Origin of the sequence: Hydrogenobacter sp. T-8 (assembly GCF_011006175.1) — a bacterium.
GTDB classification, from domain to species: Bacteria; Aquificota; Aquificia; order Aquificales; family Aquificaceae; genus Pampinifervens; species Pampinifervens florentissimum.
Map to the genome: position 1 here is coordinate 1,553,807 of NZ_CP048795.1, position 25,959 is coordinate 1,579,765.

Below are 25,959 nucleotides of genomic sequence, written 5' to 3' on the forward strand. Positions count from 1 at the left end.
TAATGTTTATTACCTATGCTCAAAAAATAAGCAATGTTGGAAGGTTTCATTAGGGACTGTTTCATCCATCGTGTAAAAATAAGGTGAGGAGGTGTTAACGAAAAAAGTGGAACGATTAAGGTTTTTATTTTCCTTTTAGCTTAGATGTTAGCGTGTTTCTGGACATTCCAAGTATCCGAGCTACTTTGCTTTTGTTCCCTTCAAACCTTTCAAGAAGCTTGTTTATGACTATAAGCTCTATTCTTTCAAGGAAATTTGCGAGCTCTTCCTCTGGGGTTCCTTGTAAGTAATTTTCTATAATAAGTTCAAGGTTCTCTTTTTTACCTTTCTCTAATTCTTTAAGCTCAAGGTCTATTTCTGTAAGCACTCCGTATCTTTTCTTTATACATGCTCTGAAAACTACATTTTTTAGCTCTCTCACATTCCCAGGCCATGGATAGTTAATAGCTCTTTCTATAAATGAATTGTCCGCACCTTGCACACTTGTGCCAAGCTCTTTATTGGCAAGGCTAATAAAGTGTTCTACAAGGGGAGGTATATCTTCCTTCCTTTCTCTTAGAGGAGGGATATGTATGTGTATCTGGGATATTCTATAAAAGAGGTCTTCTCTAAATTCTTGTTTTTGAACAAGTTCTTTTATATTTCTGTTGGTAGCACATATAATCCTAACATCCGCATGTAGTTCTTTGCTTGAACCCAAAGGGTAGAAGCTCTTCTCCTCTATAAACCTCAGTAGCTTTGCTTGCTTACCATAAGGAAGCTCACCCACTTCATCCAAGAATAGAGTTCCACCCTCAGCTTGCTCCACTTTACCTTTTCTATCTGAAGCCGCACCTGTAAAAGCTCCCTTTGCATATCCAAAAAGCTCTGCTTCAAAAAGCTCCTTTGGTATGGCACTGCAATTTAAAGCAACAAAGGGCTTCTTTCCCCTTGCGGAGTTTGCATGTATAAGCCTTGCTACTATTTCTTTACCGACGCCAGTTTCGCCTGTTATAAGCACATTGAGATCGCATCCGCTCGCAACACCAGCTTGTTTAAGAACTTCAAACATCTCCTTTGATGCACATACCACACTTTTGGGCTCCAAAAGAACAGTCTTTATAGTGGGCTTTTGTGCGGTAACACCTTTTATAACCCTCAGCAACTCTTCAGCACCAAAGGGTTTTTTAAGCACATCAAGGGCTCCAAGCCTTGAAGCCTTGACTATCATATCGGGGTCAGTGTAAGCGGTTATAAAAACCACTGGTATGTTATGCCCTTTGGCTCTAAGCCCTTCTACCACTTCCACGCCGTTTTTGTTCAAAAGTCTAATATCCATTATGAGAAGCTCCGCTTCAGCAATATGCTCTTCCAAACCTTCAGGACTTAAAAAGGTCAACACATCAAAGCCTTCCTTAGAGAGCACCTTTTTTATTGCATGTAAAACAAGCCTCTCATCATCAACCACCAAAACCTTACCCATTGAGGGGAACCTCCAGATAAAACCTCGTTCCATAACCTTTTTTAGATTCAAAGGTAAGGTATCCCTTTAGCATGTAAGTGTATCTCAAAGCTATAGAAAGACCAAGTCCAGTTCCTCCCTTTTTTGTGGTAAAGAAGGGTTCGAATACTTTATTTTTCAAATCCTCATCTATGCCTGGACCATCATCCCACACACAAAAAACTAACATGTTCCCTTTGACTTTGGTCTCTAAACCCACATTTCCACCCACTTTAACTGCATCTACTGCGTTTTTAAGTAAGTTCACAAGTATAAGCTCCAAGTATCCTCTCTCCATAAAAAGGCTTATATCCTCTTGAATGTCTATTATAAAATTTATGCCTTTTTCTCTAAACAAGGGCTCAAAGAGATTGTGTATACCTCTTACAAGTTCTCCAACAGAAAATTGCGATTTTACTTCCTTATCCTGCCTTGCAAAGTTAAGCATGTTTATAAGAACTCTATCCACCCTCACTAAAGACTGTTTTACTACGTTAATATCTTCCTCATCCCATTCTTTCACATCCGCCAAAAGTCTTATGGGCAAGAGGGCGTTCTTTAGTTCATGGGCGAGTCCCACACTCATCTCTCCAAGAAGGCTAAGGTTTTCCATGAGCCTAACCCTTTTCTCCATCTCCTTTAGCTCACTTATATCTCTCATAGTAACAAGGTAAAACTCTCCTTTCCACATGAAGTTTAGAAGAACATTAACCTTCCCACCTCTGCCTCTAAAGTAGCAGTCAAGTATTAGGCTCTCCCTTAAAGCCATAGCTCTTCTTAGCTTTGAACGCACCTTCGGGTCACAGACTAAGATAATAAACCGTCTCCCTATAAGGTCTTTATATCTATAATGAAAATGGCTTATAACACTGTTTGCAAAAATTATTCTACCTTCCGTATCCAAAACAAAAATCATTTCGCCAAGGGAGTTTATAAGGTTGGAAAAGAAACTTCCTTCAAACCTTGCGTTTTCCAAAAGCCTCTCTATGTTTTTAAAGCTTTGATATAAGTGGTTTGCAAATTCTTGAATTTCATCCTTTTCAATAAAGGACACAGGATAGACCTTTCCCTTTTCTGCATCTGTTGCCATCTTTAATATGCGTTTAAGCCTTCCGTATATCCTTAAAGATATTGAAAGTCCTAACATAAAACCGAACGTGGCAAAAAGGGAGGTAAAGCCTGCGGAAAACAACTTTATAGGCATAAGAGAGTTTTCTACATAACTGTTATCTACTTTGAAGACAACCCTTCCTATAATTATATTAAAACTCTTTATGTCAACACTGACTTCTCCCTCCTGTGGGAAATAGTAAGTATATATGGGAAAACTTTGCGGTTTTGAATGTGCCAAAACAAAACCTTGAGGGTCAAGAATGGCAACATACTCTATACCCTTAAAATTTGACCAAGCCTCCACCCGTTTAAAAATTTGCCAGTAATCTCCGTTAATGATAGCTGTTCTAAGGTTTCCTTCCTCCGCTTCAACGCCCTTTAAAATACTTTCTTCTATTTGCTTTCTTAAGAGGTCTTCTGAATATTTTATTATCAGATAAGACAACGGCAGAGAAACACACAGTATAACTGCAAGAAAAGTTATAGACAATTTAAAGCCTATGCTTAATCTTAAGATTTTACTTATTAGAGGTGCCATTTCTTTTCACATAATCAAGCATTTCTTCTATTGGCTTGTAAAACTCATCTCTTACTGTCCTAAACCCAGATACGCCCAATACATTCAGTATCCTTCTACCTTCTTCGTCTTCCTTCATTTTAAGCAATGCATCTTTAATCCTCTCAACTGTTAGGTTGTCTAAACCTCTTCTGTATACAAAGGGTGTTATTGGAAAGGGTCCATACTTTTCCACCACCTTAATCTCCCTTTCCAGTCTTTTGTCAAGTCTTATTGCCTGTTCGTAAACAAGGCTGTCCACACTTGCACCCTCTACGAATCCCTTATCCACAGCCAATATGGACTCGTAATGGGAATAGGTATAAACCACAGGTCTAAAAAACTCGTCAGCCTTTAATCCCTTCTTTAAAAGGATATAGGTAGGAACGAGGGAGCCTGAATTGGACTTTGGGTCTGAAAAGGCGTAAGGCTTTCCTTTAAAGTCTAAGAGGCTTTTGTAGGGCTTCTCCTTTCGCGTTATAACTAAGGAATAGTAATATGGCTTTCCCTCATGGTTAAGAGGAACAGCGAGTATCTTATAACCATATCTTTCTCTACCCTCCACATAAGGACCTCCACATATGTATGCAATATCAACCTTGCCTATTGATAAAAAATAGTCCATTTCATCGTAAGACTTAGCAAAAACAGGCTTTAGTGCAAGTCCTGTCTTTTTCGAGATATAGTCTAAGAAGGAATATATACTTTCCGCATCTTCTCTTGTTATAACCGCGGTAAAGCCAACTTTTATGTCCCGTGCGTAAGCTGGGAGAACAGGTAATAAAACAAGAAGATATAAACTTACCGCTAAAAGCATTTTCATATTATATTAGTATACGCTTTTGAAGGTTAACCAATGGTGGTTTCAACTTTTACAAAGCCATATAAAAGTTTCCTTGCCGAGCAACCTTTCCCTGCATCTCAAGGTCTGAGAGTTTTACGCTTAGCTCAGAATATCTTAGTCCTGTAAGTAAAAGTAGCTCATCAAAGGTCTTCGGAGTGGACAGAAGGTCAAGGAGAGGGTCTTTCTGGACGTTTGCGTTGGGTATGCTTTCAAAGAGGTCAAGGGGGCTGTGTATTATCTTGGCTTTTCCACTGTTTACGAGGTTTATACAGCCAAGCCACCTTTGGCTTGCGGAGTTTCCTATGTATACCCAAAGAGGCTTTTTCTGTTTTACTGCATAGTCCGCAGTTATGAGTGCTCCGCTCTTTTGTCCTGCTTCTGCCACTACCACCGCCTTGGATATAGCACTTATTAGCCTGTTTCTTCTGGGGAAGGTAAACTCCTCTGGGGGTGCATTGGGTAAAAACTCAGACACAAAGACCATGTTCTCTCCTCTTAGCTTTTGGAGATAATGAGGAATATTCAAAATACCCATACCAAGAAAGCAAACACTAAAGCCACCTGCCTGTAGGCACTCTCTGTGGCTATGATAGTCGCATCCTATGGCACCGCCAGAGCACACTCCATATCCTCTTTGCACCAACTCTCTTACTAACTTACTGATAAACCAGAGGCTTTGTGTGTCTGGCTTTCTTGTGCCAACTATTGCAATAAGGGATGTGTTTTTCAAAGCTCCTGTAAGGAAAAGCACAGGTGGCGGGTCATCTATTTCTTTCAGAAGTGCTGGGTATTCTTGGTCTTCAAGGGTCAGCCACTGAATCTTTTCCCTTTCTACCAGCCTTATGACCTCTTCTGGGTCAAAGGAAAGCTCTTTTTTGAAAAAAGCCCTTGTTTTCTCCTCGCCTAAAAGCTCTCTTATATCTTCGTAGCTTCCAGAGAGGATACTCTCTGCCTTTCCAAACCTCAGCCAAAGCCTTTTTATAGAAACCTCACCGAGACCCTTTATAGCCTTTAGCAAAAGCCAGTTATACAGCCTTTCCATTCCTTAACCAATTTCCTATAAGTCCTCCAAAACTTTCAAAGAAGGCGGAGATAATAGCTTTGTCTTCCTCAAGCTCTATGCAAAGCCTTCCGTTGCAAAGACCCACCTTTACGCCTCTTTTTAGAGCCTCTGGCAAAAGGCTAAAAAGCTTTTGGTTTATCACAGAAGAGACCTGCCACACCTCAGAAAAGGACAGGCTTTGAGTGGAAACGAGAAGTCCATACCCTTCCTCACTAAGCTCAGCACCAAGACTGAGAAGTTTACCCTCTATAAACTCTTTCAAAGCACTTTCAGAGAGAACCTTTACCCTTATCCCCTCTAAGGTCTTTGACCACTGAGACTTTCCACCAGTCTTTTCCAAAAGCCTTATCTCCTCTATAAGCATGCTATCGTCCATGCCCTTACACATATCGTAAACGGTAAGCAGGGCTACACTGACCGCAGTGAGGGCTTCCATCTCGTAGCCTGTTTTGTTTATGCCTTTAACATAGGAAAAAACCTCTAAATAGTCCTCTCCAAGCTGTGCCTTTATCTCCACATGCTCCAAGCTCACAGGATGGCAAAAGGGCAGAAGCTCTGGAGTTTTCTTTGAAGCCATAATGCCTGCAAGCCTGCAGGCGGAAAGCACATCTCCCTTTGGCACTCTACCCTCTCTTATTGCCTGCACCGTATCCTTTTTTAGTCTTATCCTGCCGTAGGCACTGGCACTCCTAAGGGTCTCAGGCTTTGTGCTAACATCTACGGTTTTCATAATAAAAACTATAAAGCAAAAGCCTATATTTAAAATCATGAAGACCATAAGCAAGGAAGAGCTAAGAGAACTATACTACAAAGATTTTCCACTCTGGGCGGAGATAAACTACGAGCTTTTGAAGGAGAAACTTTACGAACTTGTGGACTGGGAGAACCTTTTGGAGGAGATTGAGGATATGGCAAGGTCTGATCTAAAGGCTTGTATAAGTCAGTTGGCGAGAATATTGGAGCATATGTATAAGTGGGATAATTTTAGGGATTTGGCTGGAGGCAAAACCGCTGGTATGGGATGGATAAAAAGTATAGAGAATGCAAGAAATGAGATACTTGACGCCTTTGACCTCTCACCAAGCCTAAGGACAAAACTACCCAATGAGCTTAATATAGCTTGGCGTTCAGCAAGGAGAAGACTATATACATGGCTTATTCAAAATAATCATAGAGTAGAGAACTTCTCTATTCCACAAGAATGTCCTTACACATATGAAGAAGCCATGACAAGGGACTTGAGAAAGGAGATAGAGCAATGAGAACTATAAGCAAGGAAGAGCTAAAAGAGCTTTATCACAAGGACTTTCCACTCTGGGTGGAGATAAACTACGAGCTTTTGAAGGAGAAGGCTTACGAGCTTGTGGACTGGGAAAACCTCTTAGAGGAGATATGGGATATGGGACAAAAGCACTTGGACTCTGGCATAAGCCACTTGGCGGTTATCTTGGAGCATCTTTATAAGTGGGATAACTTTAGAAACTTGGCTGGTGGAGAAGGTGCAGGGCATGGATGGATAAGGAGTATAGAAAATGCCAGAAGTAGGTTAAAGGCACTTTTCAAAAAATACCCAAGCCTTAGGCATAAACTTCCACAGGAAATTGAAAGTGCATGGATTGATGCAGTTGCGGAGTTAGAGATATGGCTAAGAGACAATAACTACAACCCAGAGGAATTCCACCTTCCAGAAGAGTGTCCTTATACATACGAAGAAGCCATGACAAGAGACCTAAGAAAAGAGATTGGAAATTTTGCAAATGAGCAAGCCTTGTTTAAAGAGCCCTCTGCAGAAGTGCAAAAGTAAAAAAAGGCTTGACAAGAGGAGTTTTATCTGCTATTATGTAGTTATCAAAACCTTTAAAGGAGGGTACTAACATGAGGAAGAGCCTACTTGCAGTAGCAGCCCTGATGGGTGCAAGCGTATTGCCAGCCCATGCGGTAAGCTTTAAGGTCGCAGAAGACGTCAGCGGAAACATGGGCTTCAAAGCCCAAATCTGGGGACAGTACTTGGGCGAAAGAACTAGCGGAAACAAAAGCGCTCTTGACTTTAGTTTGAATAATGTAAGGCTTTACGCCAACGGAAACGTGGGTAAGTACATGTACTTTTTCTCCAACTTGGATTTTACACCGGCAAGTTCAAGAGCAACCGATGCTGCTATAGGTCTCAAGTTTATGGATGAGCTTCGTATCCAAGCAGGTCTCTATAGGACACCCTTCTCAAGGGCAGCTCTTACAGACAGCTATACATACCTAATACCTACAGGATACTTCTATGGTGGCTATAATGTGGCTGCACCACTGCCTGGGCCAACCACATACAGAAATGCTGGTCTTACCGTATGGGGCGATATAGCAGACGCAATGGTCAAATACTACATAGGAGTGTTTGATGGTCCATACAACAACAGCACTGGTACAAAAGGAAAGGATAACCTTATGTATACTGTAAGGCTTCAGTTTACTCCCACAATGCTTGGCTTCAAGGGTGAAAAGGGTTATGGTTTAAGGGATACCTACCTTGGCAGGCAGAATGTCCTATCCTTTGGTGTAGGTTATGCAACTCAGAAGTGTGGTGATACTACAGCTGGAGCATGTAATACTGGTGCTGGTAATCTATCCTTTACTACAAAGGCATGGACAGTTGATGCAAAACACGAGCAGAAGTTTGGCGACTTTATACCAAACGTGGAGCTTGCTTACTTTGATGTTAAGGATGTAAACACCGGCAAAGACGATAGGAAAGGCTACTACCTCCAAGTGGGTGGAATATATGACCAAGTTGTAGGTATAGGAAAGCCCGGTCTTGCTCTTAGGTATGACTACTCAGAGGAGAAGAAGCAACTTACTGGTGCTAAAACGAAATATAAGAGGTTTGGCGGTGCTGTAAACTACTTCCTAAAGGGTCAAGATGCTCTCATCCAACTGGCTGTAGACAGCGTTGACAGACCAACAGGACAAAAAGACTACACAGACGTAACCCTCGCCTTCCAAGTGCAGTTCTAAGGGTCTAAAAACTCCTTCTCAGCCCCGCACAGAGCGGGGCTTTTTTGTTTTATAATTGGTCTGTGTATGCACTTCCAAACAAGCTCAAAAACCTTGAGGAGCTAAGAAGTTTCTTAGAGAGTTATTTTAAAGACAGAAACGTCAAGGTATATCTTCTGGGTTCACGTGCGAGAAAGGACAACAGGGTGTTCTCTGACGTATACCTTGCCTCTGAAAGCAAAGAAGACCTCTCCAAAGAGTATCCCTTAGCATGGACAAATACCCCTTTTGTGGACATTTATCCACACCTCGGGTTTAGGGACTGACTGAAAGTATGGATTTCTTTCAATCAATCCCAGTGCCTTACTCCAGAGGCACTTAAACCGCTCATCAAACAGGCAAACCATAAACTCCTCTACCTGCTTGATAAGGGCTTGCTCCATCCTGCGTAAATGCAAGCTCCACTTAGCACGGCTAAGCAGATTCCTGCTTGCATTCACATCCGCATGGAGCTTTCTATTGCATAGCTTACACTCAAACTCACTCCTTGCCTTCCTATTCCCTTTGTCTACATACCCACAATTACTGCATGCCTGTGAACTATAGGCAGGAGCAACATACACCACCTCTATGCCATATTCCTCTCTCACTTCCTCTAACTTCTTCTTTATCTCCCCAAGCCCAAACCTTATAAGCACCCTCTTTACTGATTTTGGGAAGTTGTTTATTACCCTCTTCAAAAATCCTCTTAAGTCCTCAAGCACAAGCCTTCGTGGTCTGTATAGCTCTATAACCCTGTTTATTACCCTCCTTACCTCATTCTTCACATACTCACTTAGCCTGTGTTGAAGTCTTAAATACCTCTTGCTCTCTGTTGGCTTTTTCCCTCTCCTTTGCATCTCCCTTTGAATTCTGTCTATCTTCTCTGCAAATTCTCTGACCTTGCTGTAAAACTTCCTGCCAAAGAGGTCTCCTCTGTCTGAAACAAGAAAACACTCCATGCCAAAGTCAAGAGCTACCTCTCCACTAAAAGCTATCTCCTTTCTCTCTACCTCCTTCACAAGCCTTAGTTTGCCATCCTCTGCTATCTGAACCATGTTTGTTAGCTTTCCACCTCTTTCCTCAAAATACTCATGAAGTTCCACAGGCAGATATATAGGCTTTCTCTTTTCATGGGTTGACAGTCTTATCCACAGGTCAAAGGCTTTTGCTTTCTTTGGTCTTTCCAGCAAGGCACACTTGCTGTCTAAAAGCATAGAGATACCTCTAAAACTTGGCTTTTTCCAGCTTTTGAGAATATGCTTGAATATCTTCTTAGCAAGCAGTCTTTCTTCCTTGACTATCTCATACTCGTGCTTGTTTTTGTCTTTGTCTATCCACAGGGCTTTCTCACTTTTTGGAACAAGCCATTCCTCTCTGGAGTTGAGATAAAGGAGAACTCTTTTTGTCTTTTCAGGAAGAGTAGAGCTAAGGACTATCTCTTTGAACCTTTCTTGGACATTGCCAATAAAACTTTCCAGTGTAGGGACTACCACATGGTATTGGATAGTGGACTTGAACCTTTCTGAAAGTGGGCAGTTTAAGTGTTTTATGTTGGCTTTTCTGTTAAAGGAGCCAGTCTTAAAGAATAAAGACCACTGGAATTTTGCTATTATTTCAGCGGTTTTTCTGTATAGCTTTAGGACATGAGCTATAAGGGTGCTTTTTCTTTTTGTGGTAGGGCAAGAGACTTCAATAGCCCTATACATAGGGATATTATAGCTTTTGTTTGTGAGTTTGTGTGTGAAACAATTCAAGCAACAAATTACCATTATTAGGTATAAATGTCAATATTTTCGGAGACTGGTCGCAAAGACAAAAACTATCCTTCTGCTCCATAAAAACCTTCAAAGCTGGAAGGAAGAGGTCACCTCTTATGGCACCCGTTGGGTCCATGTATTGAAAGCTCCATCTTATCTTTTCTATTTCTTGATTTACGTGGGAAGGGCTTATTTCTACATACTTCAGGCTTTGTAGGGTCCTTATTGCGTAAGATACCACATCTGGGTCAAAGTGTGTTGAAGCAAGCTCTTCCATTTCCTTAAATGCCTGTTCCCAACTTTTTGCCTTCTTATATATCCTTCTTGAAGTCATGGCTTCAAAGGAATCCGCCACTGTGTATATTCTTGCAAGTAAAGGTATCTGTTCACCCCTTAGACCAAAGGGGTAGCCAGTTCCATCATACTTTTCCTGATGATACAGAAGCACATCAAGGGCTTCTTTGGGTATTTCTGAACCTTTTACCAATTCATAGCCAAGGCTAACATGCAGTTTCATTATCTCAAACTCCTCTTTGGTGAGCTTTCCTGGCTTAAGGAGTATCACATCCGGTATTGCTGTTTTCCCTACATCGTGAACCATTCCACCCATGCGAAGATACTCAAGCTCCTTAGTGGAAAGCCTCATGTTTTCTCCTATCTTTAGAGCGTAAAACACTCCTCTGTCCGTATGCCCTCTTGTGTAGACATCCCTGTATTCAAGAACTCTAAGCAGGGTATCTGTAACGTTCTCTTTCATCGTGTGTAAGTATAATCAACGCTCACTCTTTTGCAACTCCGAGCTTTGAGGGGATTTTCAAGCCATTGAACCACAAAAGGGTAAATACCGCCCACATAAGCACTAAAGCGAGGGCAAATGCGGTCATATACATATAGCCATGCTTTAACACATAACCACCCCAGATACCACCTGCAAAAGCTCCAAGAAACTGGGTAGTGTTGAAAAATCCAAGGGAAAGCCCTCTCAGGTCTTTGTGTGTTAGCCTTGTAAGTAGGGACGGCACAAGAGCCTCAAGTATGTTAAAGCCTATGAAAAAGAAAAGCACCATAAAAACTATCCCCCAGAAGTTTCCAAATATAGCAAAGGAAAGGAAGGAAAGCCCGAGAAATAAAACGCCGAGCATAAACACCTCTTTAAACCTTCCCCTCTTCTCTGCAAAAATTACCGCAGGAACCATAAGGGCAAGGGCGATAATTATGGTAGGTAGGTATATTTCCCAGTGTTTTAGCTTGGGCAGGTTATAAAGATAAACAAGCTCATAAGGCACTACGGTAAATATAAGAACCATAAGGGCATGAGTCAGAGCTATGGAGAAGTTAAGAAAGAGCTGGTTTCTGTCTGTGAGGAGAAGGGTGATGTTTTTTAGGGATGGGTTTATTTCCCGCTCTTTAGCCCTCTGGGAAGGCTCTGGAACCTTTAGCATAAGCAATGCGGTTGCCACAAGGCTCAAAAAGGCAGTAAGGAAAAAGATAAAGGGAACTCCAAACTTACCCGCAAGAACTGGAGCTATTGTTAAGCTCAAAGCAAAGGTAAGCCCTATGGAAGCACCTATGTGGGCGAAAGCCCTTGTCCTTACCTCTTCCCTTGTAAGGTCTGCGGACAGAGCTATCATGGCAGAGGATACCGCACCAAAACCTTGTAGAAAACGGGCAAAGACCATGCTCCATATGTTTGAAACAAGACCAGCCATTAGACTTCCAATAGCGTAAGTGAGCATACCTACGAAGATTATGGGCTTTCTTCCATACTTATCAGAAAGATACCCAAAGGGTATCTGTAATATGGCTTGTGCAAGACCGTATATGCCTATGGCAAGACCAATAAGCGTTGGAGTAGCTCCTTCAAGAGTCCTAAGGTAAGGAGAAAGAACAGGAAGGAGCAAGAAAAGACCGAGCATACGCACCATAACCGCAAAGGTTATGCTAAGAACAACCTTCCTTTCCTGTGATGTGAATTCCTTCAGCATAGCTAAAATTGTTTGAGAAACCTTAGGTTATTTTCATAAAAGAGCTTTATGTTGTCTATGCCAAAGTAAAGCATGGCAAGCCTTTCTACACCCATACCAAAGGCAAAACCTTGATACTCTTCTGGGTCTATCCCGCAGTTCTTAAGAACCACAGGGTGAACCATGCCACAGCCCATCACCTCAAGCCACCCACTTTCTTTGCATACCCTACAGCCACCGCCACCGCATATAACACAACCTATGTCCACCTCTGCGGAAGGCTCTGTAAAAGGAAAGTAAGAAGCCCTAAAACGCACAGGCACATCCACCTTAAAAAACTCTCTCAGAAAGGTCTCTATGGTGTATTTCATGTGTCCAAAGCCTATATCTCTATCTATAGCAAGCCCTTCTACTTGGTGAAACATAGGTGAATGAGTTGGGTCGTCATCCCTTCTGTAGACCTTGCCCGGTGCTATCATATATATGGGTGGCTTCTGAGATAGCATAGCTCTTATCTGGACAGGAGAGGTGTGCGTCCTTAAGAGATAGCCATCTTTGTTTACATAGAAGGTGTCCTGCATCTCTCTTGCAGGATGCTCCTTTGGGATATTTAACATGTCAAAGTTGTACTCTTCAAGCTCTATCTCAGGACCTTCCATTACAGAAAAACCCATACTAACAAAGATATCTCTTATTCTTTTCATGGTCTGAGTTATAGGATGAAGGCTTCCAAGTTCTGTCTCAAGAGGCACAGAAAGGTCAACCCACTCTTGAGAGAGTCTCTTTTCAATCTCAAGGGCTTTGAGCTCCTCTTCCTTTTTCTTGAATAGCTCTTCTGCAAACTCCTTTAGCCTGTTTACCCTAAGCCCGTATTCTTTCCTTTCTTCTGGTGGCACTTCCCTTATGCGTGCTATAGCTTGGGTTATGAGACCATTTTTCCCGAGATATTTTGCCTTGAGCTGTTGCAGTTGGCTGAGGTCTTTTACAGCCTCTATACTACCTTCAAGCTCTTCTTGAACTTTCTGAAAATCTATCATACAGGTTGTGCCAGCGCTTCCTTTGCCTTCTCCACTATCTTGGAGAATCCTTCTGGGTCTCTTACTGCCATTTCTGCGAGCATCTTCCTGTTTAGGGTTATACCAGCCTTTGAAAGTCCGTGCATAAACTTGCTATAGGAAAGTCCATGAGCCCTGACCGCTGCGTTTATACGAGCAATCCAGAGCCTCCTAAACTGTCTCTTTCTTTGCCTTCTATCTCTATACTGATACTGAAGAGCCCTAAAGACATATTCCTTTGCCCTTCTGTATACGTTCTTACGCTGACCTCTAAAGCCCTTTGCCAGCTTTAGTATCTTCTTCTTAAACTTCCTTGAGGATGGACCCTTTACACGCATCTCTGCCTCCTACAGTTTTCTGACAACTGAATTTTTAATTATAGCACAGACAAACCGCAGTCGCTGGAATGTTTCCACCCTGCTACGGAAATAGGTAAAAATGCACTACCGCCACTTGGAGAAAAAATGCTTGCTTCCGGCGATGGACCTATGTTATTATAGTAGTTGCTGCTGAAGGTTTTTTAGAGTTACATGGTAACGGGTTTTAGTTGCCAATTGTGGGATTGAAAGCGGCATAGTGCGGAGGTATTAAATAGCTTTTTTAAGGTTTTAGTTGCCAATTGTGGGATTGAAAGAGAAGACCTAAAAAATGCAAAGTTGGCAGAAGCTCTTGTTTTAGTTGCCAATTGTGGGATTGAAAGACGGACAAGCCGTTCTGCTCGTATATGATTATCAGCTCGTTTTAGTTGCCAATTGTGGGATTGAAAGGGAATAATTACATCTGTGGTCGTTTTTTCAGATATCCCTCATAATTTCCTCCGCATGGTAAGAAGACCGGGCAAGGGGTTTGGAGAGAACCCCTTCAAATCCCATCTCAAGTGCCATCTCTTCAAGTTTTTTGAAGTCTTCTTCATGATAGAGTTTTTTCACAGGATAATGTCTGGGGCTTGGTCGTAGATATTGACCTATTACAAGGATAGAAACACCTACCTTTCTAAGGTCTTCTATGGTCCTAAGTATATCCTCCCAGCTCTCACCAAAGCCCAGCATAATACCAGATTTTACAGGTGCCACCTTGCTCTCCGAATAAAACCTGAGAACTTTTAGACTTCTTCTGTAGTCTCCCTGAGGTCTTACTTCCTTAAAAACCCTCTCCACAGTTTCTATGTTGTGAGAGAGTATGCTTGGCTTTGAGTTTACCACCTTCTCCAAAGACCTCTCAGAGCCCTGAAAGTCCGGCGTTAACACCTCTATCCTTAGATGGCTGTCTTTGGACTTTAAAAACTCCACGCATCTTTTAAAGTGTTCCGCACCGTAATCTGGCAAGTCATCCCTGTCTACAGAAGTAATTACTACATGCTTGAGCCCAAGCTCCTTTACCGCATAATAAAGTCTTACTGGTTCTGATGGGTCTGGTGGTTTTGGCTTTCCTGTGGATACATGGCAATACTTACAGGCTCTTGTGCAAAAACTTCCCAACATAAGAAAAGTGGCGGTTCCTTTTGAAAAGCACTCCCCCATATTGGGACAGAGAGATTCTTCACAAACGGTATTGAGAGAATATTTTTTGACTATCCGCAAGGTTTTTCCGATTAGTTCTGTCTGGGGTGCCTTAACTGAGAACATATTTCAAAAGCTCCCTTTTGCCCTTGCCTTCCTTTGAAGAGGTCAAGACCACCTCTGCGTCGGACACTTCCCTTAACCTCTTTAGACTTGAGCTAATCTCCTTTTGGCTCGCTCTGTCGCACTTGGTAAGAGCTATGACATAAGGAAGTCTAAGGCTCTGTAGCCATTGGATGCTTTCCATATCAAGCTCTGTAGGACCTACAAGACTATCAATGAGCAGAACTACCAGCTTTATATTCCTCCAGCAGGTATGGAAGTAGTTTTCTATGACCCTTTTCCATTCATCCCTTAGCCTTTTTGAAACCTTAGCATATCCATAACCCGGCAAGTCTACAAGGTATAGGTCATACTCTTCAAGCAGGAAAAAGTTTATAGCTCTTGTTCTACCCGGTTCTTTGCTTACTCTTGCTATGTCCTGCCCTACGAGCATGTTTATCAAAGAGGACTTTCCCACGTTTGACCTTCCCACAAAGACCACATGCCTTAGCTCATCTTCTGGAAAGTTTTCAAAAAAGCTCCCTACAAACCTAACCCTCATATCATCCTGCTTTTTTCCAAACTCTCCTTTACCTCACCCACAAGATATAGAGAGCCAAGAACCAATAAGTCTTCCTTTATTTCCAAGACCTGCTCCGCACTATCAAGAAAAAGCACTTCTCTAAAGCCCATTTCCTTTGCCTTTTCGTATAGCTTTGTCAAATCTTCACCTCTGTGATGCTTTAAGGGAACCAAGTAGACCCTCTCTGAAAGCTCTCTTAGGTAAGAAAGAGAAAGCTCCCACTCCTTATCCCTAAGGGCGGTAAAAACAGGTGTAAGGCTTCCAAAGTGCCTTTTTACTTCCTTTACAACCCTTGCCACACCGTCTGGATTGTGAGCTCCATCAAGCAAAAGTAAAGGCTTTTCCCTTAATACCTCCATCCTTCCTTCCCACCTTGTGTCCCTTAGTGCCTTTTTGAGAGGCTCTTCTTTCAAATCAATCAAAAGCCCCACAGCTCTTATGGCAAGGCTTGCATTGTCTATTTGATATTTACCCCACAGACCAAGCTCTGCATTTCTAAGCTCTACTTTTTCATCTTGATAAAAATCTAATATCGTCCTTGTCCCCTCAACCCTTCCCGCAGAGAAAAAGTCTATACCCGCCACCCATAGGTCCCTTATATCGCATAGCTCAAGGGCTTTCGTGTAAAGTGGATACCTCATGCTTCCCAAAACTAAGGGCTTTCCCCTTTTGTATATACCCAGCTTTTCTACCGCTCTACTTTCGCAGTCTTTTCCGAGCCATTTTGTGTGGTCTCTTTGCACGTTGGTTATTACGCATACTTCAGGTTGGCAAACCTTTGTGGCATCCCACCTTCCACCCATTCCTACTTCGAAAACCGCAAAATCCACTCCTTCCTCTTCAAAGTATAATAGTGCCACAAGAGTGCAGGCTTCAAAGTATGTAAGCTCAAACCTCTCAAAGACCCCTTTTAGCTCCTTTACATACTCAGAGAGTCTCTCCTCAGATATCTTCTCTCCGTTTATCCTCCACCTTTCTCGCTCCTCAAAAAGATGTGGAGATACAAACCATCCTACTTTGTAGCCATGATGCTTAAGTATGTTTTGAGCAAAGGCACAGGTAGAACCCTTCCCGTTAGTTCCACCTATTTGAAGGGAAATATAGGAAGGTTTAAAGGAAAGATAGCTTACCGCCCTTTCTATTCTATCCAGAGTGGGGACTATTTGATAGTCTTTGCCTTCATAAAGGTCGTAAATCCGCATAAGGATAAATTATAGCCCCCCGAAGGGGGGAAGGTTCAAGACAAGACCCTTACGTTCTTTGCCCTTAAGCCTTTTGTATCCTGTTCTACTTCAAACTCAACCCTTTGTCCTTGCTCAAGGGTTTTAAAGCCTCTTTGTTGTATGGCGGAGAAGTGGACAAACACATCCCCTTGATTGTCATCTCGGGTTATAAAGCCATAACCCTTTTCCTTGCTAAACCATTTGACTGTGCCTGTAAGTGACATGGGACAAAAACCTCCTAAAAAGTTATTACTGAGCAAGCAAGAAAGGTAGGCGCCCTCCCTTTCTTTACTCACTCTGGGATAATCATAAGCCATCCTCTTGTCTTTGTCAAGGGGTAGGCATATAATTAAAAGTCAAGGAGGTGAAAGCATGCATTTCCCATTACCTTGGCAGATAGTGCTTATACTTCTTGTAATCCTTGTTATATTTGGTGCGTCAAAATTGCCCGAGTTCGGTAAGGGTCTGGGTGAAGGCATAAGGAACTTCAAGAAAGCCCTTTCAGGTGAAACAGAAGAGGAGAAAAAGCCAGAGAAGAAGGAGCAGGCATGATACCACAGCTCTCCCTTACGGAGATACTACTCATATTAGTGGTGGCTATGCTCCTGTTCGGAGCGGGCAGGCTTCCAGAGATAGGGAGGTCCCTCGGTGAAGGCATAAGGAACTTCAAGAGAGCCTTTTCAGGTGAGGAGGAAAAGGTAAAGGAGGTAAAGGGACAAGAAGTCAAGAAGGGAGAGAAGTCTTAACCTCCACTCAGCCTCTCTCTCACCACCCTTCCAAGGATGCCGTTTATAAACCTTGCGGACTTTTTGCCCGCATATTTTTGTGCGAGCTTTACATAATCATAGGTGGTGAGTTTGGGGTTTTTTACACCTATATACAAAAACTCCGCAAGGGCTATCCTTAGTATGTTCCTTTCTATATAACCAACCCTGTCTATGTCCCACTTTTCTGAAAGCTCTGCTATGAGCTTGTCAATGTCTGTGGAATTATCCATGTATGTTCTTACCAATTTTCTTATATATCTTCTTTGGTCTGAGATGTTTATACGGTTTGCGGATATGTATTCCTCCACCAAAGATTCTAATGGCTCTCCTTTCATATCCCACTGGTAGAGGACCAAAAAGGCGTCCTTTCTCGCTTTAGGCTTGTATATCATTCAAAACTTCTCAGAAGGTTTACCATCTCTATAAGGGCTAATGCGGACTCCCAGCCCTTATTGCCTTGCTTTGTCCCAGCCCTTTCTACTGCTTGCTCCAAAGTGTCCGCGGTTATGACCCCAAAGCTAACAGGCTTGCCCGTCTCAAGACTTACCATGGCAAGACCCTTAGCAACTTCGCTGGCTATGTAATCAAAGTGCGGAGTCTGTCCTCTTATAAGGACTCCAAGTGCAATAACACCGTCCACCTTCTTTTTGTTTATGAGCTCCTTTACCGCAATTGGAAGTTCCCAAGACCCTGGGACTCTTACAAGATGTATGTTTTCTTCGCTTCCTCCGTGCCTAAGTATGCAGTCTATAGCTCCTTCTATAAGCCTATCTACAAGAAGATGGTTAAACCTGCTTGCCACTATACCAAAGCTAAAACCTTCTGCCCTTAAAAGACCTTCATACTTGTGCATCACCTAACCTCCAGTTGTCTATAAGCCTCGTATTGCCTACCCATACCGCAAGAAGAATTCTATCACCTATCTTTACTTCGCTAACAGGTTTTAGGTCCTGGTCGGTTATTTCCACATAGTCTATCCCTTTTACGTGTGGATGCTTTAGTATAAACTCCCTTATGGCTTCTTTTAGAAGGTTTGCGTCAGTGTTGCCACTCTTAAAAAGTTTTTCCGCAAGGAGAAAAGACCTATAGAGGGAAAGAGCGGACTCTCTCTCTTCGGGGGAAAGGTATGTGTTTCTTGAACTAAGAGCAAGCCCATCTGGGTCTCTAACTGTGGGAACTGGCACGATTTCCACAGGCAAACTCAAGTCCTTTACAAGCCTTTGAACCACTTTGAGTTGTTGATAGTCCTTCTCTCCAAAGTATGCCCTGTCTGGCTGGATGATATTAAAGAGCTTAAGCACTACGGTGCACACGCCGTTAAAGTGCCCTGGTCTAAATTTACCCTCCAGTATGTCCGTTAGTCCCTTAATCTCAATGTTTATTAGAGGCTTTTCTGGATACATATCCTCATCGGAGGGAGCAAAAACCACATCCGCACCCTCTTCCGCACATATGCTTATGTCCCTTTCTAAGTCTCTGGGATATCTTTCGTAGTCTTCTCCTTGACCGAACTGGAGGGGGTTTACATATATGCTTACCACTGTTATATCGTTTTGTATCTTCGAGTCCCTTATGAGCCTTCTGTGTCCCTCGTGAAGGTAGCCCATAGTGGGGACAAAGCCTATACTCTGCTTGCTGTCGCACCTTACAGACTTCAGATAATTCCTTATCTCCCTTGGCTTTCTAAAAAGTGTAGGCATGGCACACGGTTCAAGGAAGTATAATTATAGCATATGTCCGCAAAAGGTAGTTTTCTTATTCTCAAGAGGTATAGAGCAGGTGATGAGGACATAATCTTAAAGGTTTACGGAACGTGTGGAATTGCAAAGGTCTTAGTGCCAAACGGGTTTAGAGTGGAGCGTGGACTTTTGGGATATACAGAGCCCTTTAACTTTGTAAGCATAGTATACAAGCAAGCAGGAAACGTTATAATCCTCCAAGACCTACTTGAAGTGGAGTTTTTATCCTATCTTTCCCTTGAAGACTATAAAAGGTATGTTTGGATGAATTCTCTTGCACTTTTTGTGGAAAGATGGTTTCTTCAATATGACCCTGAGCTTTTCAATATACTACTTTTTTACATAAGCATGGACCCAGAAAACCACGACCTTTTTCTTTTGAGGTTTAAGTTGGAGTTTTTGAAACACATGGGACTGTATAAGGAAGATATCTTTGAGGAAAGGCTCAGAGGCTTTGTGAAGAGGTTGATAGAAGAGCGGTCCCTAAAAAAACTTGAAAGACTAAGGGTAAGCAAGGAGCTCATTACTAAGCTTGACCAAGCAATAGAATCTCACCTTTCCTCTTCTCTGTAGAGGTCTAATATCCTCTCAATTATCTTAGAGGTAGAAATGTCAAACTCAAACTCAACCCTCTCCACCTTCCCACCATAAGATAGCACAAAGTCCGCACCCACTATATTTTCTACCTGCCAGTCCGCACCCTTTACAAGCACATGGGGTCTTATAGCCCTTATGAGTTCTATGGGTGTGTCTTCTTCAAAGATAACCACATAGTCTACTGGCTTGAGACAATCAAGCAAGTAAGCCCTCATATGTTGGGGTATTATAGGTCTTTTTGGACCCTTTATTCTCCTTATGGAGCTGTCAGAGTTTAAACCCACCACCAATATATCACCATAGCTCTTAGCCTTTGAAAGGTAATGAGCGTGTCCCGCATGAATTATGTCAAAGCATCCGTTAGTAAAGACTATTCTTTTTTCCTCTCTAAGAGGCTCAAGAACCCTTAAAAGCTCCTCAAGACTAAGAACCATATTTCCTTAGCATTATAGCGGTAGAATAAATCCTTTCATATTCTCTGGCACTCTTTTCCCAAGAAAAATCCTTTTTCATGCATCTTTTTATTATCTCCTGCCATTCCTTTGAGTGGTCGCAGGTATGCATATCGTAGTAGACCCTTGCCTTTAAAAGGGCATGCATAAGCTCTTTGCTTGAGTATTCTTCAAAGGCAAAGCCGTTTCCCTCGTGTGGGTTTTCCACAAAGTCCACCACCGTGTCTTTTAGACCACCTGTTGACCTCACTATAGGTACAGTGCCATACCTCATGGCTATCATCTGAGATATGCCACAAGGCTCAAACAGAGAGGGCATTAGAAACATATCCGCACCTGCGAATATCTTGTGAGCGAGCTCTTCGTTGTATTCTATCCTCACTCTTACGCTTTCTGGATGTTTTTTCATAAACTCTATTAGCATATCCTGATACTTTTCCTCACCAGAACCCAGAAAGACAAAGTCAAAACCTTCTCTAACCGCTTCGCAGATGATACCTTGAACAAGGTCAAGACCCTTTTGTGCGGTAAGCCTTGAAACCATTCCAACAAGAGGTCTATCATTAGGAGTTTTAAGTCCAAAGGTCTCTTTTAAATGCTTTTTGTTACTTGCTTTTCCCTTGTGGAAATTTTTCAGACTGTAGTGGTATTTTATAAACTTATCAGTTTCGGGGTTCCAAACCTCGTAGTCTATGCCATTTAGGATACCAAAGAAGTATTTTTTCTCCCTTATAAGACCCTCAAGCCCATAGGCGTATTGCCTTAGCTCCTCCGCATAGGAGGGGCTTACAGTAGTCAGAACATCACAAAAGGCTATACCAGCCTTTAGAAAGTTTATCCTTCCATAGAACTCAATGCCTGTAAAAGGATGGTAAAGCTCCCAAGGTAGGTTCAAAAGGGGCAAGAAGTGTGGGTCGTATATACCTTGGTGGAGGGCGTTATGTATGGTAAACACAGTAGGGATAGGCTCTAACTCTGGATAGTGTATTTTCTTATACAGGGGGACAAGTCCCGTATGCCAGTCGTGTAAATGTATAATGTCGGGGTTCAGTTGCAGGCTCTTTATGACTTCAAGGCTTGCCAAAGAAAGAAAGCCAAACCTTAGGGGGTTGTCTTCATATTCACCCTTCGGGGTTGAGTATATGTGTTCCCTTTGATAATATTCAGGATAGTCCAAAAAGTAATATCTCACATGGTCTTTTATCTCTTCAAGTATTCCAAACTCTACCCAATGGTTGTTGAAAAAAATCTTTCCCTTAGCCACATTTTTGGGCTCTATCCTAACTTTTGAGTATCTTGGCATTATCACATAAAGGGTGTGTCCAAGCCTTATAAGTGCCTTTGCAAGAGAGTGAACCACATCCCCAAGACCCCCTGCCTTCACAAAGGCGGAACTTTCTGAGGCAACAAACACTATTTTCATAGCTCCCCCTTAAAATTATAGTCTATGATAGACAACCTTTTGTTAAGATTCGTTGAAGAAGACTTGGGACGAGGAGATATAACCACAGAAGGCGTATTTAGAGGCGAGAGGGCAAGAGGGGTCATAAGGGCAAAGGAAGGTGGAGTCCTTGCTGGAATAGACTTTGCTCTTAGGGTGTTTCAGCTCTTGGGGGAAATAAAGCTAATATATGCAATGAAGGATGGGGAAGAGTTTTCTAAGGGGGATGAAATTTTGGTAATAGAAGCTCCTGCCAACTTGCTCTTGATGGGTGAGAGGGTAGCTCTTAATCTTTTACAGAGACTGAGCGGGATAGCAACCCTAACACGAGAGTTTGTTAGAGCCCTTGAGGGAACTGGAGTGAGAATACTTGACACAAGAAAAACTACGCCCGGTATGAGATACTTTGAAAAATACGCTGTAAGGGTGGGAGGTGGTCTTAATCATAGGTATGCCCTTTACGATATGGTGTTAATAAAGGATAATCACAAAGCCATAGCGGGTAGCATAACAGAGGCGGTCAAAAGGGTTAGAGAGAGGATAAGCCCAGTCTACAAAATTGAGGTGGAGGTGGAAAACCTCCAAGAGCTCCAAGAGGCTCTGCAGTGTGGTGTTGATATGGTATTGCTTGATAATTTTAGTCCAGAGGAAGTAAGAAAAGCGGTAGCCTTAACAAAGGACAGAGTTATAGTGGAAGTATCTGGGAATATAAACCTTCACAACATAAAGGACTATGCCATAGAAGGCGTTCACTTTATATCAAGCGGTGCAATAACTCACTCTGCAAGATGGCGTGACTTGAGCATGAGGCTTTTTAGAATATAATTAACAATTTAAGGAGGTTAAGATGTTTCAAGTTCCAGAGGTTGGACCACAAGAAGCAAAGGAGCTGCTACAAAGGGATAATGTAGTCCTTCTTGATGTTAGAACACCGCAGGAGCACGTTCAGCTTAGAATTCCCAATTCCATGCTCATACCCCTTGATGAACTCAGATACGCCTATAAGGACCTTCCTAAGGATAAAACCTACATAGTTTACTGCAGGAGCGGTGAGAGAAGCGCCTTTGCGGTATACTTCCTTAGGCACATGGGCTATGAAGCCTACAACCTCTCAGGTGGTATAATTGTCTGGCCCTACGAGAAGGAGTCTGGACCTCCTAAATGAAAAGGCTAATAGCCTTACTCTTCCTTTTAGCAGGTTGTGGCATCAAGGCAAACCCAGGGGTGCTAAAGGATCCAGAGGTTGAGATTAGAAGGATAGGAAAAAAGGTTTATGTAAGAAGTCTTTTTGGAGAGGTGCAAATAAAGGGATTTGAAAGACAAGGCGATTACTGGGTGAAAGAGGAAGAAAGACCTTTTTGCTTTGTAGTGGAAAGGATTGGTGAAGGTTCAAAGAAGTTTTGCGTGGGTGGCGCTCTCGAAGAAAAGCCTTCTTTGAAAATATCAGAGGGCGAAGCCTTTGTAGAGGTTTACCCTTCTAACTTTGAAGCCTACAGGCTATACAACCTCAGAGACAGCTCCCTGTCCCTTGAGAATGCCAAAACCTTCAGAGAATCTATTAGTTTGGAAAGAGACTACTGGGAGAGGTGTTATGCCATTACAGGCATTAGGGGGAATGTAGAAAGCCAACCTGTGGAATTTTGTGTAAAGCCAAAACAACCACCCACCGTGTCTGAAGTTGATGGGCTTGAGATAAGGGAGGGAAAGCAAGCTCTATATCTTGTATGGTTTTACGAACAGGACTACAGAGAATTTGTTATATATAGAGATGGCAAAGAGATAGGAAGGACTACAGGCTTTGCCTTTGAAACGGAACTTCCAAAGGAAAAAACCACCTTTACGGTAAAGGTGGTCAGTCCTCTGGGTTTTGAAAGCAAGGGAAGGTCTGTAGATTATAGCCCGTAGTATGCGGCAATTGCTGCAGATATTGCAAGTGCAAGGCTTTCTGGGTCTTCTTCGCCCTCTATCTCAAAATCGTATGTAGGCAGTTTCTCCTCTAAAAACCTTATACCAAAAGTGCCAGATATAAAGTCTGGGTCTCTTATTATCTCCCTATGGAGGGGTATGTTGGTGGGGACTCCTCTCACAATAAACTCATCTATAGCCCTTCTTGCCCTTGCCAACACCCTGTCCCAAGTGAGAGCCCACACGCTCATCTTGGCTATCATGGAGTCATAGTATGGCGGTATCACATAGTCCTTGTAAACACCCGCATCCATTCTTATACCGGGACCACCCGGTGAGTAGTAAGCGGTTATCCTACCGGGAGCAGGTGCAAAACCCCTTCTCGGGTCTTCCGCATTTATCCTAAACTCAATGGCATATCCTCTGAAGGTAATATCGCTCTGCGTAAAAGGTAGTGGCTCGCCCATGGCAACCCTTATCATGGTTTCCACTATGTCTATGCCCGTTACCATTTCTGTGATGGTATGCTCCACCTGAAGACGCGTGTTCATCTCTATAAAGTAAAACTCTCCACTTTTTAGGTCTACCAAAAACTCTAAAGTCCCTGCACTATAGTAGCCCACCTGCATCATAGCCTTTACGCTAAGACCCAGCATCTTCTGCCTTATATCCCTCGGAAGCACAGGACATGGAGTAAGCTCAATCACTTTCTGATGTTTTCTCTGCACAGAGCAGTCCCTCTCACCCAAGTGGACCACATTACCATACATGTCTCCCAAGATTTGAACCTCTATATGCTTGGGGTTATCCAAATACTTCTCCACAAAGAGGTCTCCCTTGCCAAAGAAGGTCTCTGCCTCTCTATAGCCAGATTCAAAGAGCCTTGGCAGGTCTTCAAAGCTACGCACCACCCTCATACCCCTACCACCACCGCCGTAAGCGGACTTAAGGATTACAGGAAGACCTATTTCTTTTGCATAGTGCATGGCATCTTCGTAGTTTTTAAGAGGGTCTGGAGACCCAGGTATGGTGGGAATGCCAAGTTTTTGCATAGCCTGTTTTGCCTTTACCTTGTCTCCAAAGAGCTCAATATGCTCTGGAGAAGGTCCTATGAAGGTTATGCCCTTTTTCTTGCAATAACGGGCAAAGTCTGCGTTCTCCGCAAGAAAACCATAGCCCGGATGTATGGCATCCGCACCTATAGACTTGGCAAGGTCTACTATTCTCACGTAGTCAAGATAGGCTCTTATAGGGTCGCCGGGTATTAGGTAAGCCTCATCCGCCTTTTTCACATAAAGGGATTTTGTATCCGCCTCTGAGTATATGGCGGCAGTCTTTATACCAAGCTCCTCACACGCCCTTATTATTCTAAGAGCCACTTCTCCCCTGTTAGCCACAAGAACCTTCCTAAACATGCTATAAATTTTAAACCATGACGCTTTTGGTGAAGAAGCTAAAAGGCATCTTGAGAAGACTTGGGAAGGAGATAGAAAAGTCTACAAATAAGAGCCTTTCACTTTTACTTTTTGGTTCTTATGCAAGAGGAGATTTTCACTCAGGTTCGGATGTGGATGTTTTTGTTATAGTTCCAGAAAATTGGACGGATATTGATAAACAAAAGGCGATGGAAATAATCACCAAATACAACAACCTATATAACACACTAATAAGTCCTATCTTTGTGAAAGAAAACCAGTTAAAAGACCTTACAATAAGACCAATAATACACATATACGGAGAGGCAAGGATGGAGGAAAAGGAGAGATTTTCAGAGAGTAGTAAGTTAAAGTATGCGGAGATGCATTTATCCAAAGCCAAAAGGCATCTGCAAAGAGCAAAACAGCTTTTTGAAATTGGAATGTATCCACCTGCAGTTCATGAAGCCTACTATTCAGTCTTTCACTCTTCTAAAGCCTATCTATTTCTCTTGGGAGAAGACCCTCAAACACATAAGGGCGTGAGGCAATTGATGAATTTATATCTTTTTAAAGAAAAGAAGTATGTTAGCCTTTCAAAGATATACGACCAAGCGATGTATATGAGGCAAAGGTCAGACTACGATGTTATAGGAGATTTCATTGATAGAGAGGAGTGTGAAAAACTTTTAAAAGATGTGGAAATTTATGTGGGGAAGTTAGAGAAAATTATCCAAAATCTCATAGAAAAGGTTTAACTATTCAAGTTTTTCAATAATAAAGCTCTGGTTAGTGTATATACAAATCTCACCTGCTATCTTGAGAGATTCTCTAACTATATCCTCTGCGGACATGTCTGTGTTTCTGTAAAGAGCCAAGGCGGAAGCCCTCGCATAGTCTCCACCAGAACCTATGGCAAGCACGGGTTCGTCTGGCTCTATTACATCTCCGTTGCCAGAGAGAAGCAACATACGTTCTTTATCCGCTACAAGCAAAAGAGCCTCAAGCCTTCTTAGACTTCTATCCATTCTCCAATCCTTTGCAAGCTCCACACAGGCTCTGAGAAGGTTTCCTCTAAATTCTTCCAATTTCCCTTCAAGTCTTTCCATAAGGGCAAGTCCATCCGCCGCAGAACCAGCAAATCCCACCAAAACGCTATCTTTGTAAAGTTTCCTTATTTTCCTCGCACTGTGCTTTATCACAGAAGACCCAAGAGTCACTTGCCCATCACCACCCATAACCGTTATATGATTTCTCCTTACCGCAAGTATGGTAGTTGACCTTGTGCCTCTCATTGTTATAATATTTTACTGCCTGTGGTGAGAAAAAATCTAAGCTGTTTGGAGCTCTACAGACAAACTTTAGTGTCAAACATAGCTT

General features: G+C 42.5%; 32 protein-coding genes. 11 read left to right on the forward strand and 21 right to left on the reverse strand.

The window, feature by feature from the left end:
• Nucleotides 1–124: 124 nt before the first annotated feature.
• Genes G3M65_RS08975 through moaC form a run of 5 tightly spaced genes read right to left on the reverse strand, consistent with a single transcriptional unit; the run spans nt 125 to nt 5,786 of the window.
• Complete coding sequence (locus G3M65_RS08975; protein WP_173834231.1) at nt 125–1,462, reverse strand: sigma-54-dependent transcriptional regulator; 1,338 nt, start codon at nt 1,460–1,462, stop codon at nt 125–127.
• Nucleotides 1,455–3,083, reverse strand: coding sequence for a sensor histidine kinase (locus tag G3M65_RS08980; protein WP_173834232.1), 1,629 nt, complete (start codon nt 3,081–3,083; stop codon nt 1,455–1,457). Before G3M65_RS08980 ends, G3M65_RS08975 begins: the two co-directional genes overlap by 8 nt.
• Nucleotides 3,084–3,111: 28 nt before the next feature.
• Nucleotides 3,112–3,972, reverse strand: a complete 861-nt coding sequence (gene phnD, locus G3M65_RS08985) for a phosphate/phosphite/phosphonate ABC transporter substrate-binding protein (protein WP_173834233.1) — start codon at nt 3,970–3,972, stop codon at nt 3,112–3,114.
• A 49-nt stretch (nt 3,973–4,021) separates the two neighbouring features.
• Nucleotides 4,022–5,035 (reverse strand): DNA-processing protein DprA, encoded by a 1,014-nt coding sequence (gene dprA / locus G3M65_RS08990; RefSeq protein ID WP_173834234.1) that lies wholly within the window; start codon nt 5,033–5,035, stop codon nt 4,022–4,024.
• Complete coding sequence (moaC, locus tag G3M65_RS08995) at nt 5,019–5,786, reverse strand: cyclic pyranopterin monophosphate synthase MoaC (RefSeq protein ID WP_173834235.1); 768 nt, start codon at nt 5,784–5,786, stop codon at nt 5,019–5,021. The genes dprA and moaC overlap by 17 nt, the downstream gene beginning before the upstream one ends.
• Nucleotides 5,787–5,823: 37 nt before the next feature.
• Between moaC and G3M65_RS09000 the strand changes: the two genes are divergently transcribed.
• The 4 genes from G3M65_RS09000 (at nt 5,824) to G3M65_RS09015 (ending at nt 8,364) form a co-directional block, all read left to right on the forward strand.
• The gene (locus G3M65_RS09000; RefSeq protein ID WP_173834236.1) at nt 5,824–6,318 is read left to right on the forward strand and encodes a DUF29 domain-containing protein; all 495 of its coding nucleotides are present in this window, start codon (nt 5,824–5,826) and stop codon (nt 6,316–6,318) included.
• On the forward strand, nt 6,315–6,860 hold the full coding sequence (locus G3M65_RS09005) for a DUF29 domain-containing protein (RefSeq protein ID WP_173834237.1): 546 nt from the start codon (nt 6,315–6,317) through the stop codon (nt 6,858–6,860). Before G3M65_RS09000 ends, G3M65_RS09005 begins: the two co-directional genes overlap by 4 nt.
• A gap of 71 nt (nt 6,861–6,931) precedes the next feature.
• On the forward strand, nt 6,932–8,059 hold the full coding sequence (locus tag G3M65_RS09010) for a putative porin (protein ID WP_173834238.1): 1,128 nt from the start codon (nt 6,932–6,934) through the stop codon (nt 8,057–8,059).
• 62 nt (nt 8,060–8,121) lie between these two features.
• Entirely contained in the window at nt 8,122–8,364 is a 243-nt protein-coding gene (locus G3M65_RS09015; RefSeq protein ID WP_173834239.1) for a nucleotidyltransferase domain-containing protein, read from the forward strand.
• Here G3M65_RS09015 and G3M65_RS09020 read toward each other — a convergent pair.
• The 9 genes from G3M65_RS09020 to G3M65_RS09060 form a co-directional block, all read right to left on the reverse strand.
• Nucleotides 8,305–9,786 (reverse strand): zinc ribbon domain-containing protein, encoded by a 1,482-nt coding sequence (locus G3M65_RS09020; RefSeq protein WP_173834240.1) that lies wholly within the window; start codon nt 9,784–9,786, stop codon nt 8,305–8,307. The two genes, G3M65_RS09015 and G3M65_RS09020, sit on opposite strands and share 60 nt — an antisense overlap.
• A gap of 7 nt (nt 9,787–9,793) precedes the next feature.
• On the reverse strand, nt 9,794–10,594 hold the full coding sequence (locus G3M65_RS09025) for an HD-GYP domain-containing protein (protein WP_173834241.1): 801 nt from the start codon (nt 10,592–10,594) through the stop codon (nt 9,794–9,796).
• Nucleotides 10,595–10,616: 22 nt separating this feature from the next.
• Nucleotides 10,617–11,822: an MFS transporter gene (locus G3M65_RS09030; RefSeq protein ID WP_173834242.1), complete on the reverse strand. Its 1,206-nt coding sequence runs from the start codon at nt 11,820–11,822 to the stop codon at nt 10,617–10,619.
• A 2-nt stretch (nt 11,823–11,824) separates the two neighbouring features.
• Nucleotides 11,825–12,838 (reverse strand): phenylalanine--tRNA ligase subunit alpha, encoded by a 1,014-nt coding sequence (gene pheS, locus G3M65_RS09035; RefSeq protein WP_173834243.1) that lies wholly within the window; start codon nt 12,836–12,838, stop codon nt 11,825–11,827.
• Nucleotides 12,835–13,194: a 50S ribosomal protein L20 gene (gene rplT, locus G3M65_RS09040; protein WP_173834244.1), complete on the reverse strand. Its 360-nt coding sequence runs from the start codon at nt 13,192–13,194 to the stop codon at nt 12,835–12,837. The genes pheS and rplT overlap by 4 nt, the downstream gene beginning before the upstream one ends.
• Nucleotides 13,195–13,650: 456 nt before the next feature.
• A complete protein-coding gene (gene lipA, locus G3M65_RS09045) occupies nt 13,651–14,481 on the reverse strand; it encodes a lipoyl synthase (protein ID WP_173834245.1) in 831 nt (276 codons plus the stop codon).
• Nucleotides 14,468–15,019 carry a ribosome biogenesis GTP-binding protein YihA/YsxC gene (yihA, locus tag G3M65_RS09050; RefSeq protein ID WP_173834246.1) on the reverse strand — a complete coding sequence of 184 codons (552 nt, stop codon included), beginning with the start codon at nt 15,017–15,019 and terminating at the stop codon, nt 14,468–14,470. The genes lipA and yihA overlap by 14 nt, the downstream gene beginning before the upstream one ends.
• Nucleotides 15,016–16,242 (reverse strand): bifunctional folylpolyglutamate synthase/dihydrofolate synthase, encoded by a 1,227-nt coding sequence (locus G3M65_RS09055; RefSeq protein ID WP_173834247.1) that lies wholly within the window; start codon nt 16,240–16,242, stop codon nt 15,016–15,018. Before G3M65_RS09055 ends, yihA begins: the two co-directional genes overlap by 4 nt.
• Before the next feature lie 35 nt (nt 16,243–16,277).
• Nucleotides 16,278–16,487 carry a cold-shock protein gene (locus tag G3M65_RS09060; protein WP_173834248.1) on the reverse strand — a complete coding sequence of 70 codons (210 nt, stop codon included), beginning with the start codon at nt 16,485–16,487 and terminating at the stop codon, nt 16,278–16,280.
• Nucleotides 16,488–16,635: 148 nt separating this feature from the next.
• Between G3M65_RS09060 and tatA the strand changes: the two genes are divergently transcribed.
• Together tatA and G3M65_RS09070 are read left to right on the forward strand one after the other, a co-directional pair.
• The gene (gene tatA / locus G3M65_RS09065; RefSeq protein WP_173834249.1) at nt 16,636–16,815 is read left to right on the forward strand and encodes a twin-arginine translocase TatA/TatE family subunit; all 180 of its coding nucleotides are present in this window, start codon (nt 16,636–16,638) and stop codon (nt 16,813–16,815) included.
• On the forward strand, nt 16,812–17,009 hold the full coding sequence (locus G3M65_RS09070; protein ID WP_173834250.1) for a Sec-independent protein translocase subunit TatA/TatB: 198 nt from the start codon (nt 16,812–16,814) through the stop codon (nt 17,007–17,009). Before tatA ends, G3M65_RS09070 begins: the two co-directional genes overlap by 4 nt.
• Here the strand turns inward: G3M65_RS09070 and nusB are convergent.
• From nusB to panC, 3 genes are read right to left on the reverse strand one after another with little or no spacing between them, the layout of a single operon-like run.
• A complete protein-coding gene (nusB, locus tag G3M65_RS09075) occupies nt 17,006–17,422 on the reverse strand; it encodes a transcription antitermination factor NusB (protein ID WP_173834251.1) in 417 nt (138 codons plus the stop codon). The genes G3M65_RS09070 and nusB overlap by 4 nt on opposite strands.
• Complete coding sequence (gene ribH, locus G3M65_RS09080; protein WP_173834252.1) at nt 17,419–17,883, reverse strand: 6,7-dimethyl-8-ribityllumazine synthase; 465 nt, start codon at nt 17,881–17,883, stop codon at nt 17,419–17,421. Before ribH ends, nusB begins: the two co-directional genes overlap by 4 nt.
• On the reverse strand, nt 17,870–18,730 hold the full coding sequence (gene panC / locus G3M65_RS09085) for a pantoate--beta-alanine ligase (RefSeq protein ID WP_173834253.1): 861 nt from the start codon (nt 18,728–18,730) through the stop codon (nt 17,870–17,872). Before panC ends, ribH begins: the two co-directional genes overlap by 14 nt.
• Before the next feature lie 33 nt (nt 18,731–18,763).
• Here panC and G3M65_RS09090 point away from each other — a divergent pair, with 33 nt between their 5' ends.
• Nucleotides 18,764–19,342, forward strand: a complete 579-nt coding sequence (locus tag G3M65_RS09090) for a hypothetical protein (protein ID WP_173834254.1) — start codon at nt 18,764–18,766, stop codon at nt 19,340–19,342.
• Here G3M65_RS09090 and rfaE2 read toward each other — a convergent pair.
• Nucleotides 19,321–19,800 (reverse strand): D-glycero-beta-D-manno-heptose 1-phosphate adenylyltransferase, encoded by a 480-nt coding sequence (gene rfaE2 / locus G3M65_RS09095; RefSeq protein WP_173834255.1) that lies wholly within the window; start codon nt 19,798–19,800, stop codon nt 19,321–19,323. The two genes, G3M65_RS09090 and rfaE2, sit on opposite strands and share 22 nt — an antisense overlap.
• A complete protein-coding gene (locus G3M65_RS09100; protein ID WP_173834256.1) occupies nt 19,790–21,241 on the reverse strand; it encodes a glycogen synthase in 1,452 nt (483 codons plus the stop codon). Before G3M65_RS09100 ends, rfaE2 begins: the two co-directional genes overlap by 11 nt.
• 24 nt (nt 21,242–21,265) lie before the next feature.
• Here G3M65_RS09100 and nadC point away from each other — a divergent pair, with 24 nt between their 5' ends.
• Genes nadC through G3M65_RS09115 form a run of 3 tightly spaced genes read left to right on the forward strand, consistent with a single transcriptional unit; the run spans nt 21,266 to nt 23,164 of the window.
• Nucleotides 21,266–22,084: a carboxylating nicotinate-nucleotide diphosphorylase gene (gene nadC, locus G3M65_RS09105; RefSeq protein ID WP_173834257.1), complete on the forward strand. Its 819-nt coding sequence runs from the start codon at nt 21,266–21,268 to the stop codon at nt 22,082–22,084.
• A gap of 22 nt (nt 22,085–22,106) precedes the next feature.
• Nucleotides 22,107–22,424: a rhodanese-like domain-containing protein gene (locus tag G3M65_RS09110; RefSeq protein WP_173834258.1), complete on the forward strand. Its 318-nt coding sequence runs from the start codon at nt 22,107–22,109 to the stop codon at nt 22,422–22,424.
• Nucleotides 22,421–23,164: a hypothetical protein gene (locus G3M65_RS09115; protein WP_173834259.1), complete on the forward strand. Its 744-nt coding sequence runs from the start codon at nt 22,421–22,423 to the stop codon at nt 23,162–23,164. The genes G3M65_RS09110 and G3M65_RS09115 overlap by 4 nt, the downstream gene beginning before the upstream one ends.
• Here G3M65_RS09115 and G3M65_RS09120 read toward each other — a convergent pair.
• The gene (locus tag G3M65_RS09120) at nt 23,152–24,579 is read right to left on the reverse strand and encodes an acetyl-CoA carboxylase biotin carboxylase subunit (RefSeq protein ID WP_173834260.1); all 1,428 of its coding nucleotides are present in this window, start codon (nt 24,577–24,579) and stop codon (nt 23,152–23,154) included. The two genes, G3M65_RS09115 and G3M65_RS09120, sit on opposite strands and share 13 nt — an antisense overlap.
• Before the next feature lie 17 nt (nt 24,580–24,596).
• Between G3M65_RS09120 and G3M65_RS09125 the strand changes: the two genes are divergently transcribed.
• A complete protein-coding gene (locus G3M65_RS09125) occupies nt 24,597–25,337 on the forward strand; it encodes a HEPN domain-containing protein (RefSeq protein ID WP_173834261.1) in 741 nt (246 codons plus the stop codon).
• Here G3M65_RS09125 and hslV read toward each other — a convergent pair whose 3' ends face one another.
• On the reverse strand, nt 25,338–25,874 hold the full coding sequence (gene hslV, locus G3M65_RS09130) for an ATP-dependent protease subunit HslV (RefSeq protein ID WP_173834262.1): 537 nt from the start codon (nt 25,872–25,874) through the stop codon (nt 25,338–25,340).
• Nucleotides 25,875–25,959 lie beyond the last annotated feature (85 nt).

Coding starts and splice junctions, on each gene's coding strand:
- yihA (WP_173834246.1), bottom strand. CDS start 15,019: ATGAGGGTTAGGTTTGTAGGGAGCTTTTTTGAAAACTTTCCAGAAGAT.
- G3M65_RS09030 (WP_173834242.1), bottom strand. CDS start 11,822: ATGCTGAAGGAATTCACATCACAGGAAAGGAAGGTTGTTCTTAGCATA.
- G3M65_RS09115 (WP_173834259.1), top strand. CDS start 22,421: ATGAAAAGGCTAATAGCCTTACTCTTCCTTTTAGCAGGTTGTGGCATC.
- tatA (WP_173834249.1), top strand. CDS start 16,636: ATGCATTTCCCATTACCTTGGCAGATAGTGCTTATACTTCTTGTAATC.
- G3M65_RS09125 (WP_173834261.1), top strand. CDS start 24,597: ATGACGCTTTTGGTGAAGAAGCTAAAAGGCATCTTGAGAAGACTTGGG.
- G3M65_RS09010 (WP_173834238.1), top strand. CDS start 6,932: ATGAGGAAGAGCCTACTTGCAGTAGCAGCCCTGATGGGTGCAAGCGTA.
- rfaE2 (WP_173834255.1), bottom strand. CDS start 19,800: ATGGTTCTTAGTCTTGAGGAGCTTTTAAGGGTTCTTGAGCCTCTTAGA.
- G3M65_RS09020 (WP_173834240.1), bottom strand. CDS start 9,786: ATGTATAGGGCTATTGAAGTCTCTTGCCCTACCACAAAAAGAAAAAGC.
- G3M65_RS09100 (WP_173834256.1), bottom strand. CDS start 21,241: ATGAAAATAGTGTTTGTTGCCTCAGAAAGTTCCGCCTTTGTGAAGGCA.
- ribH (WP_173834252.1), bottom strand. CDS start 17,883: ATGCACAAGTATGAAGGTCTTTTAAGGGCAGAAGGTTTTAGCTTTGGT.
- dprA (WP_173834234.1), bottom strand. CDS start 5,035: ATGGAAAGGCTGTATAACTGGCTTTTGCTAAAGGCTATAAAGGGTCTC.
- nadC (WP_173834257.1), top strand. CDS start 21,266: ATGATAGACAACCTTTTGTTAAGATTCGTTGAAGAAGACTTGGGACGA.
- G3M65_RS09090 (WP_173834254.1), top strand. CDS start 18,764: ATGTCCGCAAAAGGTAGTTTTCTTATTCTCAAGAGGTATAGAGCAGGT.
- G3M65_RS09005 (WP_173834237.1), top strand. CDS start 6,315: ATGAGAACTATAAGCAAGGAAGAGCTAAAAGAGCTTTATCACAAGGAC.
- panC (WP_173834253.1), bottom strand. CDS start 18,730: ATGCCTACACTTTTTAGAAAGCCAAGGGAGATAAGGAATTATCTGAAG.
- G3M65_RS09000 (WP_173834236.1), top strand. CDS start 5,824: ATGAAGACCATAAGCAAGGAAGAGCTAAGAGAACTATACTACAAAGAT.
- moaC (WP_173834235.1), bottom strand. CDS start 5,786: ATGAAAACCGTAGATGTTAGCACAAAGCCTGAGACCCTTAGGAGTGCC.
- G3M65_RS09070 (WP_173834250.1), top strand. CDS start 16,812: ATGATACCACAGCTCTCCCTTACGGAGATACTACTCATATTAGTGGTG.
- rplT (WP_173834244.1), bottom strand. CDS start 13,194: ATGCGTGTAAAGGGTCCATCCTCAAGGAAGTTTAAGAAGAAGATACTA.
- G3M65_RS09060 (WP_173834248.1), bottom strand. CDS start 16,487: ATGTCACTTACAGGCACAGTCAAATGGTTTAGCAAGGAAAAGGGTTAT.
- pheS (WP_173834243.1), bottom strand. CDS start 12,838: ATGATAGATTTTCAGAAAGTTCAAGAAGAGCTTGAAGGTAGTATAGAG.
- G3M65_RS09120 (WP_173834260.1), bottom strand. CDS start 24,579: ATGTTTAGGAAGGTTCTTGTGGCTAACAGGGGAGAAGTGGCTCTTAGA.
- phnD (WP_173834233.1), bottom strand. CDS start 3,972: ATGAAAATGCTTTTAGCGGTAAGTTTATATCTTCTTGTTTTATTACCT.
- lipA (WP_173834245.1), bottom strand. CDS start 14,481: ATGTTCTCAGTTAAGGCACCCCAGACAGAACTAATCGGAAAAACCTTG.
- G3M65_RS08975 (WP_173834231.1), bottom strand. CDS start 1,462: ATGGGTAAGGTTTTGGTGGTTGATGATGAGAGGCTTGTTTTACATGCA.
- nusB (WP_173834251.1), bottom strand. CDS start 17,422: ATGATATACAAGCCTAAAGCGAGAAAGGACGCCTTTTTGGTCCTCTAC.
- G3M65_RS09025 (WP_173834241.1), bottom strand. CDS start 10,594: ATGAAAGAGAACGTTACAGATACCCTGCTTAGAGTTCTTGAATACAGG.
- G3M65_RS09055 (WP_173834247.1), bottom strand. CDS start 16,242: ATGCGGATTTACGACCTTTATGAAGGCAAAGACTATCAAATAGTCCCC.
- G3M65_RS09110 (WP_173834258.1), top strand. CDS start 22,107: ATGTTTCAAGTTCCAGAGGTTGGACCACAAGAAGCAAAGGAGCTGCTA.
- hslV (WP_173834262.1), bottom strand. CDS start 25,874: ATGAGAGGCACAAGGTCAACTACCATACTTGCGGTAAGGAGAAATCAT.